Annotated in this window: 13 protein-coding genes; 5 read left to right on the top strand and 8 right to left on the bottom strand. The window is 69.5% G+C overall.

Annotated elements, in window-relative coordinates; all coding sequences use genetic code 11:
- Positions 1 to 452 precede the first annotated feature (452 nt).
- Positions 453 to 1202, top strand: a complete 750-nt coding sequence (locus tag ABEA33_RS25200) for a hypothetical protein (protein ID WP_345529866.1) — start codon at positions 453 to 455, stop codon at positions 1200 to 1202.
- A gap of 66 nt (positions 1203 to 1268) precedes the next feature.
- Here ABEA33_RS25200 and ABEA33_RS25195 read toward each other — a convergent pair whose 3' ends face one another.
- The 5 genes from ABEA33_RS25195 to ABEA33_RS25175 form a co-directional block, all read right to left on the bottom strand.
- Complete coding sequence (locus ABEA33_RS25195; RefSeq protein WP_345529865.1) at positions 1269 to 2945, bottom strand: RCC1 domain-containing protein; 1677 nt, start codon at positions 2943 to 2945, stop codon at positions 1269 to 1271.
- Positions 2946 to 3184: 239 nt separating this feature from the next.
- A complete protein-coding gene (locus ABEA33_RS25190; RefSeq protein WP_345529864.1) occupies positions 3185 to 5158 on the bottom strand; it encodes a copper amine oxidase in 1974 nt (657 codons plus the stop codon).
- Positions 5148 to 5948, bottom strand: a complete 801-nt coding sequence (locus ABEA33_RS25185) for a hypothetical protein (protein ID WP_345529863.1) — start codon at positions 5946 to 5948, stop codon at positions 5148 to 5150. The genes ABEA33_RS25190 and ABEA33_RS25185 overlap by 11 nt, the downstream gene beginning before the upstream one ends.
- Before the next feature lie 99 nt (positions 5949 to 6047).
- On the bottom strand, positions 6048 to 7601 hold the full coding sequence (locus ABEA33_RS25180; protein ID WP_345529862.1) for an RCC1 domain-containing protein: 1554 nt from the start codon (positions 7599 to 7601) through the stop codon (positions 6048 to 6050).
- Between the two features lie 329 nt (positions 7602 to 7930).
- Complete coding sequence (locus ABEA33_RS25175; RefSeq protein ID WP_345529861.1) at positions 7931 to 8692, bottom strand: hypothetical protein; 762 nt, start codon at positions 8690 to 8692, stop codon at positions 7931 to 7933.
- Between the two features lie 471 nt (positions 8693 to 9163).
- Here ABEA33_RS25175 and ABEA33_RS25170 point away from each other — a divergent pair, with 471 nt between their 5' ends.
- The 4 genes from ABEA33_RS25170 to ABEA33_RS25155 all read left to right on the top strand — a co-directional run bounded on the left by ABEA33_RS25170 (position 9164) and on the right by ABEA33_RS25155 (position 14628).
- The gene (locus ABEA33_RS25170) at positions 9164 to 10417 is read left to right on the top strand and encodes a hypothetical protein (protein WP_345529860.1); all 1254 of its coding nucleotides are present in this window, start codon (positions 9164 to 9166) and stop codon (positions 10415 to 10417) included.
- A 144-nt stretch (positions 10418 to 10561) separates the two neighbouring features.
- Positions 10562 to 11836 (top strand): hypothetical protein, encoded by a 1275-nt coding sequence (locus tag ABEA33_RS25165; protein WP_345529859.1) that lies wholly within the window; start codon positions 10562 to 10564, stop codon positions 11834 to 11836.
- A 426-nt stretch (positions 11837 to 12262) separates the two neighbouring features.
- Positions 12263 to 13525, top strand: a complete 1263-nt coding sequence (locus ABEA33_RS25160; protein WP_345529858.1) for an RsbRD N-terminal domain-containing protein — start codon at positions 12263 to 12265, stop codon at positions 13523 to 13525.
- Entirely contained in the window at positions 13522 to 14628 is a 1107-nt protein-coding gene (locus ABEA33_RS25155; protein ID WP_345529857.1) for an HAD family hydrolase, read from the top strand. Before ABEA33_RS25160 ends, ABEA33_RS25155 begins: the two co-directional genes overlap by 4 nt.
- 28 nt (positions 14629 to 14656) lie before the next feature.
- Here ABEA33_RS25155 and ABEA33_RS25150 read toward each other — a convergent pair whose 3' ends face one another.
- From ABEA33_RS25150 to ABEA33_RS25140, 3 genes are all read right to left on the bottom strand, one after another.
- On the bottom strand, positions 14657 to 15997 hold the full coding sequence (locus ABEA33_RS25150; RefSeq protein ID WP_345529855.1) for a class II 3-deoxy-7-phosphoheptulonate synthase: 1341 nt from the start codon (positions 15995 to 15997) through the stop codon (positions 14657 to 14659).
- Between the two features lie 73 nt (positions 15998 to 16070).
- Positions 16071 to 17528 (bottom strand): APC family permease, encoded by a 1458-nt coding sequence (locus tag ABEA33_RS25145; protein WP_345529854.1) that lies wholly within the window; start codon positions 17526 to 17528, stop codon positions 16071 to 16073.
- A 113-nt stretch (positions 17529 to 17641) separates the two neighbouring features.
- Positions 17642 to 18670 carry a 6-phosphofructokinase gene (locus tag ABEA33_RS25140; RefSeq protein WP_345529853.1) on the bottom strand — a complete coding sequence of 343 codons (1029 nt, stop codon included), beginning with the start codon at positions 18668 to 18670 and terminating at the stop codon, positions 17642 to 17644.
- Positions 18671 to 18695: the final 25 nt, after the last annotated feature.

Here is an 18695-nt window from a genome sequence, read left to right as displayed (position 1 = left end):
CCGCCAAGCCGATGGCCCGGTGACAGGACGCCTTGTCACCGGGCCATCGGCCACGGAAGCCGGCTACTTCTTCCCGGCGAACCTCCCGCTACCGGCGCTGGACTTGAGCTGGGTGTTGCCGAGGTACTGGATCGGCTTCGCGCAGTTCCCCCGGTAGGCGATCGTCACCCTCTTACCCTTCTTGATCGTCACCTTCGCCTTGCCCGTCGGCGACTTGGACCCGTCATCTGGCCGGCCACACCCTGGCAACCTTTGTCTTCGAGGCCACCGGCGGCACCGGCGGTGGCTCTGGTGCGCGCGCATCCGGGACACCGAAACGTGCGAAATGTGGTGAAAAGCAACAAGTACTGCCCGTGATCGGCGTGATCCCTTGCCCGGGGACCGGCTTGGCCGCACATCATGCGGACGCGGCGTCACCCCGACACCGCCACCGTGAGACAAGGGAGCAAGCAGTGCATCTGCGTCAGGTCCTCACCCTCTGCGCCGCCGTCGCCGCAGCCGGGGCACTCGCCATCACCCCCGCCGCCCAGGCCAACAGCCCCACCGGCAACGACATCACCACCATCCAGGTCAACGGCAGCTCCACCGCCGGCACCGTCCCGACCACCGGCACCTTCAACGGCGGCACCGCGACCTTCGTCGCCCTCGGCTACACCGCCACCTGCAGCGGAGGGACCGCCGGCGGACACGTCAACCGTGGCCCCCTCACCTCCGGCGGCACCGCCTTCACGTTCACCACCCTCAGCGTCACCTGCAACACCTGGTGGGGCATCAGCGCAACCATCGCCCTCGCCCCCAGCTGCAGCGTCAACGTGACCATGGGCAACAGGTGGATCGCCAACGACAACGTCCACGTCTCGTTGCCGTCGGGCACCATCGATACCGGCCTGTACACCGGCGCGGCGACGCAAAAGGTCCACAACGTGCTGGGCTCCCTGGTGCTTCCCGCGCCCGCTAACCACTGCGTCACCGTCACTCTGTCCTCCGGCACCTGCAAGACCTACGTCCAGGGCAACGTGAACGCCGAGTTCGACGAGGCCGTCAAGACCGTCAGCGGCGTCCAGTACCAGGACCTGTACCTCCGAGGCGTCGGCCTGTCCCTCTACGACCAGACCGCCTCGTGCCTCGGCATGTGGGCCGGCAACGTCACCCTCAACAACATCGATTTCAACATCACCCCGGGGACCATCGACTTCCAGTAGCCGGACAGACCGATGGCCCGGGGACAGGAGTCACCCTGTCACCGGGCCATCGGCCACGGAAGCCTGCTACTTCTTCACAGTGAACTTCCCGTTGCCGGTGCTGGCCTTGACCAGGGTGTTGCCGAGGTACTGGATCGACACCGTGTACTTGCCCCGGTAGGCGGTCTTGGCCTTCTTGCCCTTGGCCTTGAGCTTCTTGGCCACCAACTTGTTGAACTTCTTCACCGCCAGCTTGACCGCACCCTTCGCCGACACGCCGACGGTCTTGACGACGATGGTCTTCTTGCCCTTCTTGATCGTCACCTTCGCCTTGCCCGCCGGCGACTTCGACGCCGTCACCTTGCCGGCCACGGTCACCGTCGCGGCCTTCTTGGCGACCGTCACCTTGGCGACCTTCGTCTTCGACGCCACCTTCACCACCGGCGGCGGCGCCGGCTTGGTCACGGTCACGGCCGCCGAGGTCGAGGTGACCGTGGTCTGCCCCGCCTTGGTCGCGGTCGACCGGTAGGCGACGGACTTGCCCACCATCGCCGCGGTCACCGCCAGCTGGGACCCATTGCCCGCCACCGGGGCCCCGTCGACCAGCCACTGACTGGTCACGGCGTCCGGCGACGCCGAGAACGTCCCCGGCGTCGCCGTCAGCGTGCCGCCCACCGACGCGGCACCCGCCACCTGCGGCAGCTCGGCCCGCAACAGCTTTGCGACGATCACAGCACCCCCTCGCTGCACGGGGCCGCTACCAGGGTTGACGGCATTGTCGTTGTTGGCGAGCGCGATCTGGGTGAAATCGCGACCATTCAACTCCGGCACGGGGTTCTCGTACATGCCGTAAAACGCGGCCCAGTGGTGGGTGTTCCGGTCACGATCCACGATCGCGAAGTCGTCTGCGCTACCGCCGCTCGCGAGGAGCACCGGCTCCACATCGGTGATCTCCTCGGGCATCGCCGGAGTCGCGATCGCACCACCGAACCCCGCCAAGGTGTTGTCCGCCAACAGGGCCAACGCGGAGTTGCCGGCGCTCGCGATCGCCTTCACGTTGCCTGGCTCCGACAAGGCATTCGGCATCTGGTTGCCCGGAGTGCCCCACTGCACCACGGTGCCCTGCTCGGTCAGCGCAAAGAACCGACTGGTGCTGGCTGCGATCGCGGTCGCCTTCAACCCCGCCGGGACATCGAGCATCCCGGCGTAGTTCCGGCCCCAGGCCACGACCGACCCATCGGTCTTGAGCGCGATCGCCGCAACTGAGCTGATGGCCAGCTGCTTGACCCCGCTCAACCCCGCCGGGACATCCAACGGGGAACCCAGCGCGGACTTCTTCCCCCACACCAGCACCCGCCCGTCACGGGTCACCGCGCCTGCAAAACGATCGGCCGCGGCGATCTGAGCGACCTTGGCCTCAGCCACCTCCGCCGGCACCTGGTGCAACCGGTCGGGACTGCCACCCCACCCGACCACCCGACCGTCCGCCGCCAACGCCAACGTGGCCGCGGCCGGGAGCACGACCTGCGAGACCGCGACACCGGCCAACGACGCCGGGACCGTCGACTGGCCGTACTCGTTGCCTCCCCACACAGTCAGCTCACCGGCCTGCGCCAGCGAGACCGGCATCCCCGGGACCGACAACGGGATGGTTTCCGCCGGGTCCGCGCTCGCCGGCACCACCCCCGCTGCGCCCAGCACGAGCGCCACCGCCGTGATTGCGGCGCCCCAGGCCAACCGTCCCCGTGCCAACCGTCTCCGCATGACCACTCCTCCACCAACTCCGCAACGAACACGCCTACGGCGTGACTTGCGGCACACCGTAAGCCCGCAGTGCGACCCGTCCAACGCATACGCGACCCGACAACCGCCCCGACCCCGGAACTTGTCACCCGCATGACGAAATCCCGCCGAAACACCGGCCTGGCCTCCGGCACACCCCTGGACTCGTCACGGCCACGGGGCTGCTCCAGCAAGGGCATGCCGAGGTCCGCCAAAGAGGATCAGTGCCGGGCCGGGCGCAGGCGCACCGAACGCTCCACGGACAGGTAGTGGGTGTCGCCGCGGTAGCGGACGACCAGCCGGGCGCGCTTGGCGGCCAGCGCCTTCGGGATGCGGACGGTCACCCTGCCATGGACGAGCGTCAGGATGCGCTTCCACCCGTGGGGTCCGCGTACCACGACGGTGCCAGTGGCGGTGCCGGCCTTGCCCTTCACGCGGATTTGAAGTCGTGGCGGGCCCTGGCGGGACAGGGTGAGGGCCAAGGCGGGGGTGGTCCGGGTCGGCGGTGTGGTCGTCGGCGCCGGCGTGGGCGTGGGGGTGGGGCTGCTGGTGGTGAGCTCGGGGATCCGCAGCTCGCTGGACGTCGCGGAGCCGGGGACGAGGCCGTCGCCGGTGGCGTTGATGCGCACGCTGATGCGGTGTCCACGGTCGGCGGCGCCGACGAGGTACTGGATCCCGGTGGCGCCGGTGATGGGCTGGCCGTCGCGCAGCCACTGCCTCGTGAAGGACAGCTCGGCCCTGGCGGCCCGCCAGCTGCCGCGGTCGCTGCTGAGCGCGGTGCCGACGTCGGGCACCGCAGCCCCCGTCGTGATCCGAGGAGCAACGGTGTTGACGGCGGCGCAGGAGCCGTACACGCTGATCGGTCCGCCGTTGACGCAGGAGCGCTCGACGGGGGTGGTCGCCTGCTGGGCGAGGAGATCGCGGGGCGCGAGCGAGAACTCCTGCCAGTGGGCCGGCATCGGGGACTGGTCCTCGTCGCGGACGACGTGGTGGAAGCCGACGTTGACCCAGGCCACGGGGTCGGTGAGTGGCGCCGTCTCGGCCGCGACGTAGTCGGGGACGGCGAGGTTCGGGCAGCCGATGTTGAGGTTGTCGGAGGCGTACTCCTGGCAGGGGTGGTTGTTGGTGAAGCTGACCTTGGGTCGGGTCAAGGGGTCGTAGGGGTCCTGGATGGCGTTGTTGACGATCTCGTAGGACCGTGGGTGTCCGTCGGGGTTCAGCGACGTCGGGTTCAGGACCCGCCACCAGGTCTGGGGATCGACGTCGTCGGGGGCGTTGAACGCCTGGGTGCGGACCGTGCCGGCTCCTTCTATGTGGGCCGGGCTGAGTGGGTCGGGCTGGGTGTAGTCCCACTGCTCGACCCGCTGCTCGCCGGTGCCGATGCCGAAGTCGACCCGGTAGACCGCGTTGTGCCAGTGCGACTGCGCGCGCCTCGCGGGCTCGTTGTCTGCCGGGTTGACCGGCCACCCGACGGCCGGGTCCTCCGAGAACAAGGAGTCCAGGGGAGCCAGGTCCCCGGTGGCGCCCAGACCGACCGTGATCGTGCCCTGGTCGGTCAACGTGACCTTCTGCTGGTACTCGTACCAGCTGATCTTGGTCAGCGAGGAGATCTCCAAGGCACGACCCTGTTGGACGTAGCTGTCGCTCTGAGCGTCGTTGTCCTCGTGAGCCGCCCAGCCGAGTCCGGTGCCGACCTCGTCGAGACAGATGCCGGGGATGGTCCGTTCGACGAGATCGGGGCCGAACATGAACGACTGCTCGACGGGCATGGTCTCGCCGAGGCAGGTCCTGTCGTCCTGCTGGAGCAGGGCGTAGCCGCCGAAGCCGAAGCCGGTGACGTCGTTGAAACCGACCGTCCCGGAGTCGTAGGGGACGACCAGCTGGGCGAGGTAGAGGGAGTCGATGACGGGCAGCCAGTCGGAGGAGCCGCTCGGCCCCGGCGCCGGCCGGAACTGCACCTGCTCCAGCACCAGTCCCTTGACCGGGTCGATGCGCGCACACATCCGCCACGCGGAGCCGGTGTCCAGGGTGCGGGTGACCTCGGCCGAGCCACAGCCGAGACCGGGCCCGTCCTCGGCCGCGGCCACCGAGGCGAGGCCGGTGGGAGCGACGATGGCGATCGGTCCCGTGAGCACCAACGCGAGCGCCAGCAGGCGACGCACGGCACGGGTGCGCGGGAGGTGGTCACTGCGCATGGCTGGGTGCCTCCAGCTCGGTCCGGAGCACCGTTCGGGTGCTGAGGTCGACGACGATGTCGGTGGTGTCGAGGTACTGGCCCGTCGGCAGCGCGACCATCAGCTGGACGCACCGGTGCCGGCCGCAGACCTGGGTCTGGGGGGAGGTCGGCCGCGCAGCGGCGGGCCGCCAGGCCCCGGCGATCGCGGAGACCTGGTCGGGGACCAGCAGCGGCGTGTTGCTCAGCTTGCGGTACTCCGCCACGAACGCGGGGGCGGGCTTGGCCTCGAGGGCGAGGGCGAGGGCGGTGGCGGTCTCGGCCTGGGTGGGCGGCAGCTGGAGCCCCTGGGTGCTCTCGTCGCGCACGATGGTGTGGTGGGTCAGGTCGACGAGCAGCTGGTGGAGCCGGTCCGTGGCGTAGTCGTAGACCGCGACGGTGACCAGGCGGGCCGGGGTGCGCTCAGCAAGGGCGGGCAGGTCGGCGGTGAGCAGCTCCCCGCCGGGCTCGCCCAGGATGTCGCGCGCGTCGGCAGGCATCGCCTGCCGCGCCAGGTGGTAGGCGTAGCCCCGCTCAGCGCTGCTCAACGGCTCGTTGGGCGCGCCCAGCTTAGGAGCGGTCTCGGGCAGCGACCCGTCGCCGGCGACGCGCAACCCGGTGTCGTCGTGTGCCCGCTCGCTACGCAGCGCGCCGGGGACCAGTCCCCCGGGTGCCGCGAACGTCGGCAGCAGGACGGCGCAGAGCACGCCGACTACGCCGAGTACGACAGCGGCCAGCACCGCGCCACGGTGCCGGCGGGTGAGAGACGTCATGACAGCCTCCTGGTGGGGGATGCTTCGTCGACCTGGATGTCGCGGCCGGGGCTCACCGTGTGGTGTGCCCCGGCCACGACATGTTGTCTGCCGGGTTGGTCAGACCTTGAACTTGGTGGTGGCCTTGGCCGAGCTCACCCGGGTGTTGCCGGCGTAGGCCAACGTGGCGGTGTACTTGCCGCGCTTGACCTTCTTGACGGTCACGGTGGCAATGCCCTTGGCGTTGACCTTGGCGTTGACCGTCTTCTTGGTCTTGCCCTTGAGGGTGATCTTGACCTTGCCGGCCGGGGAGATGCCCTTGGTGGTCTTGACCGTCACCGTGATCTTGACCTTCTTGGCGATCTTCTTGGTCTTGCCCGTTGCCTTGACCTTGGCGGTGACCTTGCTCTTCGCCTTGGGCGCCGGCGGCGGGGTCACGGTCACCTGGGTGACGGGGCCGAGCGTGGTGGAGGCGGAGGTGACGGTCTGGCCGGCGCGGGTGGCGGTGGTGCGGTAGCTGATCGCCTTGCCGACCTGCGCTGCGGCCACGGCCAGGGTGGTGCTGGTCTGGCCCGCGATGGCGTCGCTGCCGGCGTACCACTGGCCGGTGGCCGGGGCATCCGGCGTCAGCGAGAAGGTGGCCGGGGTCGCGGTCAGGGTCTGCCCGACCTCGGGCTTGCCTGCGATGGTGGGCTTGGTGAGGTCGCGGAAGCTGGTGATGACAGCGGCCGCGTGGCCGTTGCTCACCGCGATCGCGGAGACGGGCTGACCGGTAAGCGCTGCGGGGATGGTCTTCACCTTTACGTCGTTGCCCCAGGCGCTCACAGCGCCGTCGGCGGTCAAGGCAGCGGAGGTCGAGCCCAGGCTGAGGCTGGTCACCGTGGTGGCGGGAGTGAGGCCGTCGAAGGGCGGCTCACCCATGGGGATCAGGACGCCGAAGCCCCAGATGTCGATGGTGCCGTCCTCGAAGACGACTCCGCTCTGCACCATGGCGGTAGCGATCTTGGCGACCTTCTTGCCACCGAAGTCGGGGAGGTCGAGGACGCCGGGGTAGTCCGCGCTGCCCCAGATCACGACCTTGCCGTCGCTGCGCAGGGCCAGCACGTGAGAGATCGAGGCGGAGACGTCCACCAGGTCGGTCAGGCCGGTCGTGGGCAGCGGGTAGAGGGGTTCGTCGCCCCAGGTCGCGAGGGTGCCGTCGGGGCGCACCGCGTAGCCGGTGCCGCTCTGGAGGGCGATCGCCTTGGCCCGGAGATCGGTGGGGACGTCGCCGAGCGCGCCGGAGTTGCCCCAGGCCCTGATGCTGCCGTCGGTGCGCAGGATCGCGGCGTTGCCGGTGGTGAGAGCGATCGCGGCTGCGTCAGTGACCCCGGTCGGTGCGCCGGCCACCTCGGCCGTCGGGGATTCGTCGGTGCCGCCCCAGACCCGGACTCCACCGTCGAGGGTGACCACCCCGGTGACGTTGTCGTTGGTGGCCACCGACCGCACCGGCCCGGTGAGGTCCGCGGGGATCGGGATGGCCGGACCGGCGTTGGGGTTGTCCTCGTCGCCCCAGCTGACGAGCGCGCCGGCCTTGGCCGACGGCGGGGCGGTGACGGAGTGGGCCGGGACGCCGACCGCTCCGATGGCTAGGGCACTGACTGCCGCGGCGGCCAGAAGGTTGCGCAATCGCATGTCTGTCTCCATATCAGGCGCAGGAGGACCTCCCTCCCAGTAACGCGCCGAACTCTTGCCGAGATCCGAGGGTCGTGGCGGGAATGCGGCGTCAGGACGCCGCAGAGAAACCCGGAAGTTGTGAGGCCCATCACAAGTTGTTCGCCGCCATGGGCCAGCCCGATGTCGGTCGCGACCAGGCGCCGATCCACCGTGCCGGGTCGGAGTGGGTCCCGTTCGAGCATCGGGCTCCGATTCGAGGGCGTCGGCGTGCCCGGACATGCCGGTGGCCCGGCGGCAGAGTTTCTGCCACCGGGCCACCGGGTCACTGGACTACCGAGCCGGGTGTGTCACGGGTTCACACGGAAGTCGATCTCAGCCGGGATGTTGAAATCGATGTTGTTGAGGGTGACGGCGCCACTCATCAGGCCCAGGCACGAGGCGGTCTGGCCGTAGAGGGACAGGCCGGTGCCCCGGAGGATCAGGTCCTGGTAGACGGTGCCAGCGACGGTCTTCTTGGCCTCGTCGAACTCGACGTTCGCGTTGCCCTGGACGTAGGCCTTGCAGGTGCCGGAGGACAGGGTCACGGTGACGCAGTTGAGGGCGGGAGCGGGAAGCACCAGGGTGCCCAGCACGTTGTGGACCTTCTGCGGCGCCGCGCTGTTGTACAGGCCGGAGTCGATCGTGGCCGTCGGGTTGTACGAGTCGTGCACGTTGTCGTTGGGCGAGGTGCGCACGCCGCCCATGTTCACGTTGACGCTGCAGCCAGGGGCCAGGGCGATGGTGGCGCTGATGCCCAGCGGGGTGTTGCAGGTGATGCTGAGGGTAGTGAAGTTGAACGCGGCGGTGCCGGAGGTGATGGCGCCGCGCTTGACGGTTCCAACGACGCTACCGGCGCTGCAGGTGGCGGTGTAGCCGAGGGCGACGAAGGTCGCCGTGCCGCCCTTGAAGGTGCCGCTGGTCGCGACGGTGCCGTTGGTGGACACGTTGTTGATCTTGATGTACTGGAGGGTACCGCCGGTAGGAGTGGTCGCCTGGGCGGCCGGGGCGATGGCGAGTGCCCCGGCTGCCGCAACAGCGGCACAGAGGGTGAGTGCCTTACGCAGATGCATTACTTTGCTCCCTTGTCTCACAGTGCTGGTGTCGGGAGTGACACCGTGACCGCATCATGTGGGCCTGGGCCGGCGCCGGGGCAAGGGATTCCGCCGATCGCGGGCAGTACTTTATGTTTTCCATCATATTTTCGATCTGCGGATTGCGCCGATACCGTCCGATGCGCTAAGGGCGCGCGAGCCTTTTGTCTGCGGCGGGCCGGGCAGCAACTCCCCCGCCCCAGCTCCGCACCGGCGGCCCGGTCAGCTCAGCTCGACGGGGCCAGCGGGTGGCGCGAGTGCACCCCCTGTGACCTGGCATTGCCAAAAGTTGTCATGCAGGTGAGCAATTCCCGCCCTGTTCTCAGATCAGCGCGCCTCCGGGCGTGACCCGCAAGGTAAAACGCCCTGGACTGTGACGTGCACCACTGCGCTGGGTCTGAGGGGCCGGGCGCAGGCACCGCCACCCTGGCATCGCTCGGAGGAGGTCCGTTGACCGGTCACGACGATCGACCCGACATCAGGCAGCGAAGGCGTGTCGATCGACTGCGCGCCGAACTGGGACTGGCCCCGGTCCCCACGCACGTCGGCACCGAGCTGCGCACCATCGCGCCGCTCGTCTCCGAACAGGTGACCCGATTGCTCCGCCTCGACCCGACCTACACCGCGCTCTCCCCCGACGGGCAGACCCAGCTGCTCGCCGCCCTCACCCGGGTGGTCGACGAGTTCGCCCTCCTCGTCGAGAACCGACCACCTCAGGCGCCCACGGTGGACACCATGCTCGCCACTCTCATCCAGCTCGAGGACGAGACCCAGGCGTGCCGGGCGGCCCTCAACACGGCGCTCCAGACGATCCGGGAAGTGGCTCGGGTGCTGTGGCCCCAGCTCCCCCACGCGCAGTCCTACTCCACCCAGCTCGACACGGCCGTGACCGGCTACGCGCAACGCCTCCACTCCCGGACGATGAACGCCCAACGGGCACAGTGCACCAAACCGACAAGTCCTCCCCAGGCCGTCGACACCACCGTCGAGGGACTGCTCGACCTCGTCCACCGTCGATGGGGCACCCGACCTGTCCAGCTCTACCTGACGGTCAGCACCCTGGCAGCCGCGGACACCTCGTCACGGCGCGAAGCGCCAAGAGGCACAGGACCACACCTGACGACGCGCCCCCTGCGCCACGTGATCACCGACCACGTCGTCACCGTCACCGAGAACCCCGTGCCACCACCACGATCCGCAACGACGACCGACGCGCCCGTCGTGGTGTCCGTCGGTCCCGTGCCCGCGAGTCAGATCGAGCTGGTCCACGACACCGCGCTCCTGCTGCTGCGCGTGATCCGCGCGGGTGTAGCGACACCACCGTCGCCCGTACGGATCCACGTGCCCAACCTCGGGTTCCTCCACCCGTACCCCAGCGAAGCCAGCGTCCGGAAGATCAGGGACCTCCTGCTCCCGCTCACCAGACAAGGCGGCCACCGGCGCAGCACCCTGGGCCGCACCCTGCAGCTCCGCCTGCGGACCGCTGCCACCGCCCAGGGCCTCGCCAGGCAGCTGGCGATGCACCCCCAGACCGTGCACAACCACCTCACCATCCTCCGCACCCTCTACAACCACGATCTGGACTTCGCCGGGGACAACCTCTCCATGCAGGCCGCCCTCGACCTCGTGCTCCCCCTGTGGGAGATGGAGACGACGGGACGCGACCCCGATGACCCACGTCGGCAAAAGTTGTCAAGCGGGTGAGTAATTGTCGCAATTGTTCTCGGCCAGGGCTGCCGTGCGCGTGACGCTCAAGGTAAAGAGCCCTGGACTATGACCGGCATCACTCCGAACGGCAGGGGGACGAGCGGAGCTCCTGCACCTGGCCACGCTCCGAAGGAGGGATCGATGAACGATCACCAGGATCGACCCGACATCAGGCTGCGACGACGGATCACCCGCCTGCGCGCAGACCTGGGGTTGGTACCGGTCCCTGCGCACGTCGGCACCGAGCTCCGCGAGATCGCCCCGCGCGTCTCCGAGCAGGTGGTCCGAGTGGTACGCCGCGACCCCACTCACCTGGCACTCTCGCCCGACGCACAGGTGCTGCTGCTCTCCACCGTCGGCCGGGCGGTGGACGAGTTCGCCCGCCTCGTCGAGGACCGACCACCTCGCGCGCCCGCCGTCGAGGCCATGCTGATCGAGATCGTCCACGTCGAGGGCCAGCTAGAGCCGTGCCGCGCCGCCGTCCACGCCGCGTTCCAGACGCTGCGCGAGGTGACTCGTGCGCTCTGGCCACAGCTCCCGCACGCGCGGTCCTTCTCCGCCCAGCTCGACCTGGCCCTCTCCAGGTACGCCGGGCGGCTGTGCGCCAGGACCATGGCTGCCCACCGCGTGGCGGCCGCCGTGCCCACGGATCGTAGGAGGCGCGACGGCGAAGCCCACCTCGACGGACTGCTCTCCCTGGTGGAGCACCGCTGGGGCGCCCATCCGGTCCAGCTCTACCTCAGCGTCACCACCCTCGGAGCAGTCGACATCCGGTCGCGACGGGACCCGGATCATCGAGACACCGCGCGCCCCATTCGCATCATCACCACTGACCACGTCGTGATCATCACCGAGGACCCCACCCCGCCCCGACCGATCAGCGCTGCACAACCACACATCGTGGTCTGCGTGGGACCTACGCCTGTGAGCGGGATCCCTCTGGCGCACGACACCGCACTCCTGCTGCTCCGGCTGATCCGGGCCGGAGTGGCGGCACCGCCTTCCCCGGTCCTGATCGAGGTGCCCGAGTTCGGGTTCCTCCACCCCTCTCCGAGCGAGGCCAGCGTCCAGAAGATCACCGACCTGCTGCTCCCGCTCGGCGGCCACGGCACACACCGGCGAAGCGCCCTGGCACGCACCCTCCAGCTCTGCTTACGGACCGCCACCACCGCCCAGGGGCTCGCCAAGCAGTTGGCGATGCACCCCCAGACCGTGCACAACCACCTCACCATCCTCCGCACCCTCTACAACCCGAACCTCGACTTCGCCGAGGACAACCTCTCCATGCAGGCCGCCCTCAACCTCGTCCTCCCACTTTGGGAGCTCGAAGCAGGGGGGCGCCCGCACCCGTCTGCGCAGAACGGAAAGAAACTCCCCGGAAATCGCTCCGCCACGGAAACGTTCGACCTACCCTGACGGCACCCCTGCCCGGAGGAGCTCAGATGCGCCCGACACAGCGGCCCCACCACGCCTCGTCGGCAGGCGGAGCACCGCCGTCTCCGGGCCACGACGACGGATTCTTTGTGAGCCACATAGCAACTTCTGGCCTGCTGTGCTCCGAACTCCTTGCCGTGGCACCCCGGGCATGCCTCAATCAAGGCGACAGATGGCAACTCTCAGGGCCGGCACCCTCCCGTCGGCTCCCGAGGGTGACGCGTAGGAGCCCGGCGATCCTCTCATCCGTCAGGTCACGGGGCGCTGTCGGAGCGCCCCGTGACCAACATCAGGCCGGGACCGGAGGAGTACTTCGAAAGCCATGGATCCATGACCCGAGACGTACCCGACGATCAGGAGTCACAGGACGATGAGCGACCGCAGGTCCAGGACGGGAACCGTCCGGCCATGACCGACGCCGCACTGGTGCACGAGATCGGGTCGCCCTTCCCTTCGCAGCTGTTCAGCCCGCTCGCGACGCGGATGGTGGAAGAGATCGTCAGCCGGGTCCAGGACGAGGTCCCCGCCTACGCGGTGGGCGACGACGGTGACCCCTGTCCACACCTGGAGGTCGCGGCGCGCGCCGCCGTACGGGTCTTCCTCGACGGCAACTCCAGTCGTGAGTCCGAGCGGCGCAAGCTCGACGAGCTGTTCCGGCGACTGGGCCACCGGGAGGCACAGCGGGGCAACGACCCCGGGCCGATGGTCGCGGCGCTGCGGATCGCCAGCCGGTGCGCCTGGGACCAGGTCGCCGACTTCGCGGTGTCCCAGCAGTACTCCGTCACGACGTTGCGCGACATCTCGGCCTCGCTGATAGCGTACGCCGACCACCTCGGCGACCAGCTCGTCTCCGGCTACGAGCTCGGCTCCCGGTTCACGACCCACAACCGGACGACGTCCAGGGTCCGGCTGTGGGACTTCATCATCCACTCCACCGTCGGGCGCATCTCCCCGCTGCGCCCGCTCGGCATGGACGAGGGCGAGCTGCGCCGCCTCGCCGAGGACGCCCAGTGGCCGCTGCCCGAGCGCGTCGTCGCCCTGGCTGTGACCTTCCACGGCAGCCCGCCGCCGCTGCCGGAGCGCGACGAGGTCCTCATCCGGGTCGGGAGCGACCGGATCTTCGCCCTGTGCCCGGAGGAGGAGGTAGAGGCTCTTGCCGCCCAGGTGACGGGCTCCGGCAGCGACCGGAGGGTCGCTCTGAGCTGGCCCGTCCACCCCGACGAGGCGGGCAGCGCCCTGCTCTGGACTGCTCGGGCGCTGGACCTCGTGCGACTCGGGGTGATCGCGCCGACGTCACTCGTCAGGTGCAGCGACCACGTGACCCAGCTGTGGCTGCACGCGGAGCCGTCGATGCGACAGCGGCTGTGCCAGCAGCTCCTGGAGCCGCTGCTGGCCGAGACCCCCAATTCGCGCGAGATCCTCTCCGACACCCTGCTGGCCTGGCTGGAGACCCGCGACAGCGCGCCGGCGATCGCCGCGAAACTCGACGTACACCCCCAGACGGTGCGCTACCGGTGGAAGCGGATCAACGAGCTCTTCGGGGACTCCTTGCACGACCCCGAGTTCATCCTGCAGGTGACGATGGTGCTCAAGACCAGCGTGCCGATGTGGAAAGCCGGCAACCAGAGCGACTTCGAGCGCTTCCGTGACAGGAAGCTGCCGGGGCCATGAGCGTCCCGACCATCCCCCTGTTCTCGGGCCTCGTCGCCGCCGACGTCGTCGCGTCCGGTGCGACGTGGTGGGGCTCGGAGCTGGTCGGGCGGGAAGGGCTGGCGCCGGCGATCGCCGTGCTGCTGGTGGCCTCTCCGCTCGGGTTCCTCGTCGCCCGCTACGCCCCGCTGCCGGTCTCGCGACGGCTGGGCCGTCGCAGCGGCGTCAGCCATCTCGGTGCCTCGGCCGACCTCGCGCTGCCGCGACTCCGTCAGCTGGTGATCGAGGTGGAGCACGTGCTCACGACGGGCCGTCTCGTCGTCGTGGACGTGGCGCCCCTCGACGTACAGCACAAGCACGACCTGCGCTGGTTCGCGGGCGCGCTGGCCCACGGCTCCACCGACCCCGTCGCCCGAGCCATCGCGAGGCTCGCCGGGCCGGGGCGGCCCACCGGTGTCAGCCAGGGACCGGCGCACGAGCTCCAGGGAGCAGTGGACCGACACCCAGTGCGGTTCGGGCTGAACGGCGAGGCGGCGGTCGGCGAGGCAGTGGGCACCACGGTGCGCGTCGACGTCGACCTGCGGCCGATGGGGCACATCACGGTGGCCGACGAGGTGCGGAAGACCGCGGCCCGGTGCCTGTCGACCCTGCAGAAGGAGGGCATCGAGCCCATCCTGGTGTCCACGACCCTGAACAAGCCGGAGCTCATGCGGGTCTCGGAGCAGGTGGGGGTCTCGCAGTTCCACACCGGCACCGACGTCTCCACCGTCGCCGCGTCCCTCCCGCAGGACTCCACCGGCGTGCTCCGGGCGGTGGGCGCCTCCGACCGAGCCGGCGAGACGACCCTGCCCGGCGAGTCGGGAGAGGACACCGTCGTGCGGTGTGCGGACCCGTCCATCGAGTCCGCTCTCGAGTCCATCAGGCTCATCCGCACGCTGCGCCGCTCGCGCCGCGTCGCGCGGGTGTGCGCCGCGGCCTTCATCGTCGTGGCGGTGCCGCTGGCCGCGACCGGCATCCTGTCACCGGCGTACGCCGCGGTCGCTGCCACCGTCGGGCTGCTGCTCGTGGGGGCGGTGGCGTGCTCGATGGTGCTGATGCACAGCTCGCCGCCGGCTGAGGACTGATCCTCGTCCGGGCTCGGCCTTCGCAGGCTCAGACCTGGCGCAGCATGTCCGCGACGAGGAACGCCAGCTCGAGGGACTGCACCCGGTTGAGGCGGGGGTCGCAGACCGACTCGTAGCGGTGGGCGAGGTCGAGGTCGGTGAGGTCCTCGCCGCCGCCGACGCACTCGGTCACGTCGTCGCCGGTGAGCTCGACGTGCAGGCCTCCGGGCCAGGTGCCGAGCGAGCGGTGCACGTCGAAGAAGCCCTGGACCTCCTCGATGACGTCACCGAAGCGGCGGGTCTTGTAGCCCGAGCTCGCCTCGAAGGTGTTGCCGTGCATCGGGTCGCAGATCCACGCGACCTGGACGCCCTCGGCGGTGACCTTCTCGATCAGCGGCGGCAGGCCGTCGCGGATCTTGCCGGCGCCGAAGCGGGTGATGAAGGTGAGCCGGCCGGCCTCGTTGTCGGGGTTGAGCTTGGCGGCCAGGGCGAGCGCGTCGTCGGGCGTCGTGGACGGCCCGAGCTTCACGCCGATGGGGTTCTTGATGTGGCTGAGCAGCTCCACGTGCGCCCCGTCGAGCTGACGGGTGCGCTCGCCGATCCACACGAAGTGCGCCGAGACGTCGTACGGCGTCTGCGTGCGCGAGTCGATGCGGGTCAGTGCGTGCTCGTACTCGAGCACGAGTGCCTCGTGGCTCGAGTGGAAGTCGACGCGGTGGAACTCATCCGGGTCGGCGCCGATCGCCTTCATGAAGGTCAGTGCGCGCTCGATCTCGGACGCCATCTGCTCGTACTGCTGGCCGACAGCGGACTCGCGGACGAAGTCGGTGTTCCAGGTGTGCACCTGGCGCAGGTCGGCGTACCCGCCCGTGACGAACGCGCGCACCAGGTTGAGCGTGGCGGCCGAGGAGTTGTAGACGTCCACGAGCCGCTGCGGGTCCGGGACCCGGGACTCGGGGGTGAAGTCGAAGCCGTTGACCGCGTCGCCGCGGTAGGCCGGCAGCGTGACTCCGTCGCGGGTCTCGAAGTCGGAGGAGCGCGGCTTGGCGTACTGCCCGGCGATCCGGCCGACCTTCACGACCGGCACCGAGGCGGCGTACGTCAGCACGACGGCCATCTGAAGCAGCACCCGGAGCTTGTTGCGCACGTTGTCGGCGGTGACGCCCTCGAAGGTCTCGGCGCAGTCGCCGCCCTGGAGCAGGAACGCCTCGCCGCGCGCGACGGCCGCGATCTTGCCCTTGAGGTCGTCGCACTCCCCCGCGAACACCAGCGGCGGCGCGGTGCGGAGCCGGGCGACGGCGGAGTCCACGGCGGACCGGTCGGGGTACGACGGCTGCTGCGCCGGGTCGAGGGCGTGCAGGGAGGCGAGGTCGGGGACGGTGCTGCTCACCAAGCAAGGGTACGGCGCGGTTGCGGCCGACCCCGATTCGGCGGCTGGGACCGAGACGCGGCCCAGGAGCCGGTCAGTCCTCGAGGTGCTCGATGTCGCGGAAGCCGGTCTTCTTCGCCCGGATGCCCCGGTTGGTCATCCAGGTGAACACCCACAGCACGATGCCGAGCAGCAGCAGCCCGCCCGCCACCTTGTACTGGATCCAGTCCTCGCGGTCGCGAGCCCACGGCCCGGCGAGGTAGAGGCAGGCGGCGGCGCCCGCGAAGGGCACCCATCCCGGCGCCTGGAAGCGCCCCTTCTCGGGGTCTCGACGCAGGACGATGCAGGCGACGTTGACGACCGAGAACACGCAGAGCAGGAGCAGGGCGGTGGTGCCGGACAACGCGGAGATCACCGAGGTGTCGGCGAGGAATGTCACCACGATGATCAGGCCGAGCGCGAGCACCGTCGAGAACGCGATGCCGGCGTACGGCGTCCGCCGGCCGGGCAGCACCTTGCCGAGCGTGCGCGGCAGCACGTCCTGGTTGGCCAGGCCGTACAGCAGCCGGCTGGCCATGAGCATGTTGAGCAGGGCCGTGTTGGCGACCGCGATCACCGTGAGGAACGGGAAGATCTTGTCGATCGGCAGGCCCGGGGCGCCGGTCTCGACGACCGCGAGCAGCACCTTGCCCTCATCGGCGACGACCGCCTCGATCTCGCCCTCGGGGATCACCGCGATCACCGAGATCGCCACCAGGACGTAGAAGATCACCGCGATGCCGAGCCCGGTCAGCATGACCCTCGGGAAGATCTTCTCCGGGTTCTGCGTCTCCTCGACCATGTTGACGGAGTCCTCGAACCCGACCATTGCGAAGAACGCGATCGCCGTCGCGACCGTGACAGCCAGGAACAGCCCTCGGTCGGACTGGGAGTCGAAGACCACGATCCGGCCCAGGTCGGCGTCGCCCTTCGCCATCACCCAGAAGCCGATCAGGATGACGATGACCAGGGCGGTCATCTCGATCAGGGTGAGGACGACGTTGAACTTCACGCTCTCGCCGACGCCGCGCAGGTTGATCCCCGCGAGCAGCACCATGAAGACCATCGCGACGATCGTGATCGCGGTCTTGCCCTGCGACACGTGCCAGCCCAGCCCGTCGAAGCCGGCCAGCAGGTTGGTCGCGAGGAGGTTGGAGGAGGTGGACGCACTGGTGATGCCGGAGCAGATCACCGCGAACGCCACCAGGAACGTGACGAAGTGGATGCCGAACGCCTTGTGCGTGTAGAGCGCGGCGCCGGCCGCCTGCGGGTACTTCGTCACCAGCTCGAGGTAGGAGAACGCCGTCAGCGTCGCGACCGCGAACGCCACCAGGAACGGCACCCAGACCAGGCCGCCGACCTCGAGCGCCATCTCGCCGGTCACGGCGTAGATGCCGGCCCCGAGGATGTCCCCGACGATGAAGAGCAGCAGCAGCTTGGGACCGAGGACCCGCTTCAAGTCCGGTGAAGGGCCGTTCACGTCCTCGGTGTCGGATGTGCTCGTGGAGCTCATGTCGCCACTCTCCCCCACCCGGGGCGGGTCTAACCAGGGGCGCGACTGCTGGACGTCATACGGAGGGAGCAAGTGGACACACTGACCGCATGACGTCCTGGCGGCGATGAGGCCTATCCGAAGAAGACCTGCGCCTCGGCGTACTCCGACTCGCTGACGAGCTTGAGCTCGGCGGTGCCCTCGGCCAGCGGCACCCGGGCGATGGTGGTGCCGCGCAGCGCCATCATCTTCCCGAAGTCGCCGTCGGCGACCGCGTCGATCGCCTGGAGGCCGAAGCGGGTGGCGAGCCAGCGGTCGAACGCCGTCGGCGTACCTCCGCGCTGGATGTGGCCGAGGACCACGGCCCGGGCCTCCTTGCCGGTACGCCGCTCGATCTCCTGGGCGAGCCGGTCGCCGATGCCGCCGAGGCGCACGTGGCCGAAGTCGTCCACCTCGCCGGACACCAGCGTCATGTCGCCTCCCTCGCGCGGCATCGCGCCCTCGGAGACCACGAGGATCGGCGCGTAGCGCGACTCGAAGCGGCTCTCGATGAGGCGGCAGACCTCCTCGATGTCGAAGGGCTGCTCGGGGATCAGCACGATGTTGGCGCCGCCGGCGATGCCGGAGTGCAGCGCGATCCAGCCGGCGTGGCGGCCCATCACCTCGACGACGAGCACCCGGTGGTGGGACTCGGCGGTGGTGTGCAGCCGGTCGATCGCCTCCGTCGCGATGTTGACGGCCGTGTCGAAGCCGAACGTGAAGTCCGTGCCGGACAGGTCGTTGTCGATGGTCTTGGGGACCCCGACGACGTTGACGCCGAGCTCGGCCAGCTTGGTGGCGACGCCGAGGGTGTCCTCGCCGCCGATCGCGACCAGGGCGTCGACGCCGTCCTTGGCGAGGTTCTCCTTGATCCGCCCCACCCCGTTGTCGAGCTTGAACGGGTTGGTCCGCGAAGAGCCGAGGATGGTGCCGCCGCGGGGCAGGATCCCGCGACACTGCTCGATGCCGAGCTCCATCGTCACGCCCTCGAGTGGGCCGCGCCAACCGTCGCGGTAGCCGACGAACTCGAAGCCGTGGCTCTTGACCCCCTTGCGCACCACCGCTCGGATGACGGCGTTCAGGCCGGGGCAGTCCCCGCCTCCGGTGAGTACTCCGACGCGCATGCCGCTCAGTCTGGTGGGAAAGCGT

The organism is Nocardioides endophyticus (assembly GCF_039543845.1).
GTDB classification, from domain to species: Bacteria; Actinomycetota; Actinomycetes; order Propionibacteriales; family Nocardioidaceae; genus Nocardioides; species Nocardioides endophyticus.
This window is presented reverse-complemented; position numbering and strand designations above follow the sequence as displayed.

Bases quoted from the DNA above. Each gene is read 5' to 3' on its own strand.
- ABEA33_RS25195 (WP_345529865.1), bottom strand. From the start codon at position 2,945: ATGCGGAGACGGTTGGCACGGGGACGGTTGGCCTGGGGCGCCGCAATC.
- ABEA33_RS25190 (WP_345529864.1), bottom strand. From the start codon at position 5,158: ATGCGCAGTGACCACCTCCCGCGCACCCGTGCCGTGCGTCGCCTGCTG.
- ABEA33_RS25185 (WP_345529863.1), bottom strand. From the start codon at position 5,948: ATGACGTCTCTCACCCGCCGGCACCGTGGCGCGGTGCTGGCCGCTGTC.
- ABEA33_RS25180 (WP_345529862.1), bottom strand. From the start codon at position 7,601: ATGCGATTGCGCAACCTTCTGGCCGCCGCGGCAGTCAGTGCCCTAGCC.
- ABEA33_RS25175 (WP_345529861.1), bottom strand. From the start codon at position 8,692: ATGCATCTGCGTAAGGCACTCACCCTCTGTGCCGCTGTTGCGGCAGCC.
- ABEA33_RS25165 (WP_345529859.1), top strand. From the start codon at position 10,562: ATGAACGATCACCAGGATCGACCCGACATCAGGCTGCGACGACGGATC.
- ABEA33_RS25160 (WP_345529858.1), top strand. From the start codon at position 12,263: ATGACCGACGCCGCACTGGTGCACGAGATCGGGTCGCCCTTCCCTTCG.
- ABEA33_RS25155 (WP_345529857.1), top strand. From the start codon at position 13,522: ATGAGCGTCCCGACCATCCCCCTGTTCTCGGGCCTCGTCGCCGCCGAC.
- ABEA33_RS25145 (WP_345529854.1), bottom strand. From the start codon at position 17,528: ATGAGCTCCACGAGCACATCCGACACCGAGGACGTGAACGGCCCTTCA.
- ABEA33_RS25140 (WP_345529853.1), bottom strand. From the start codon at position 18,670: ATGCGCGTCGGAGTACTCACCGGAGGCGGGGACTGCCCCGGCCTGAAC.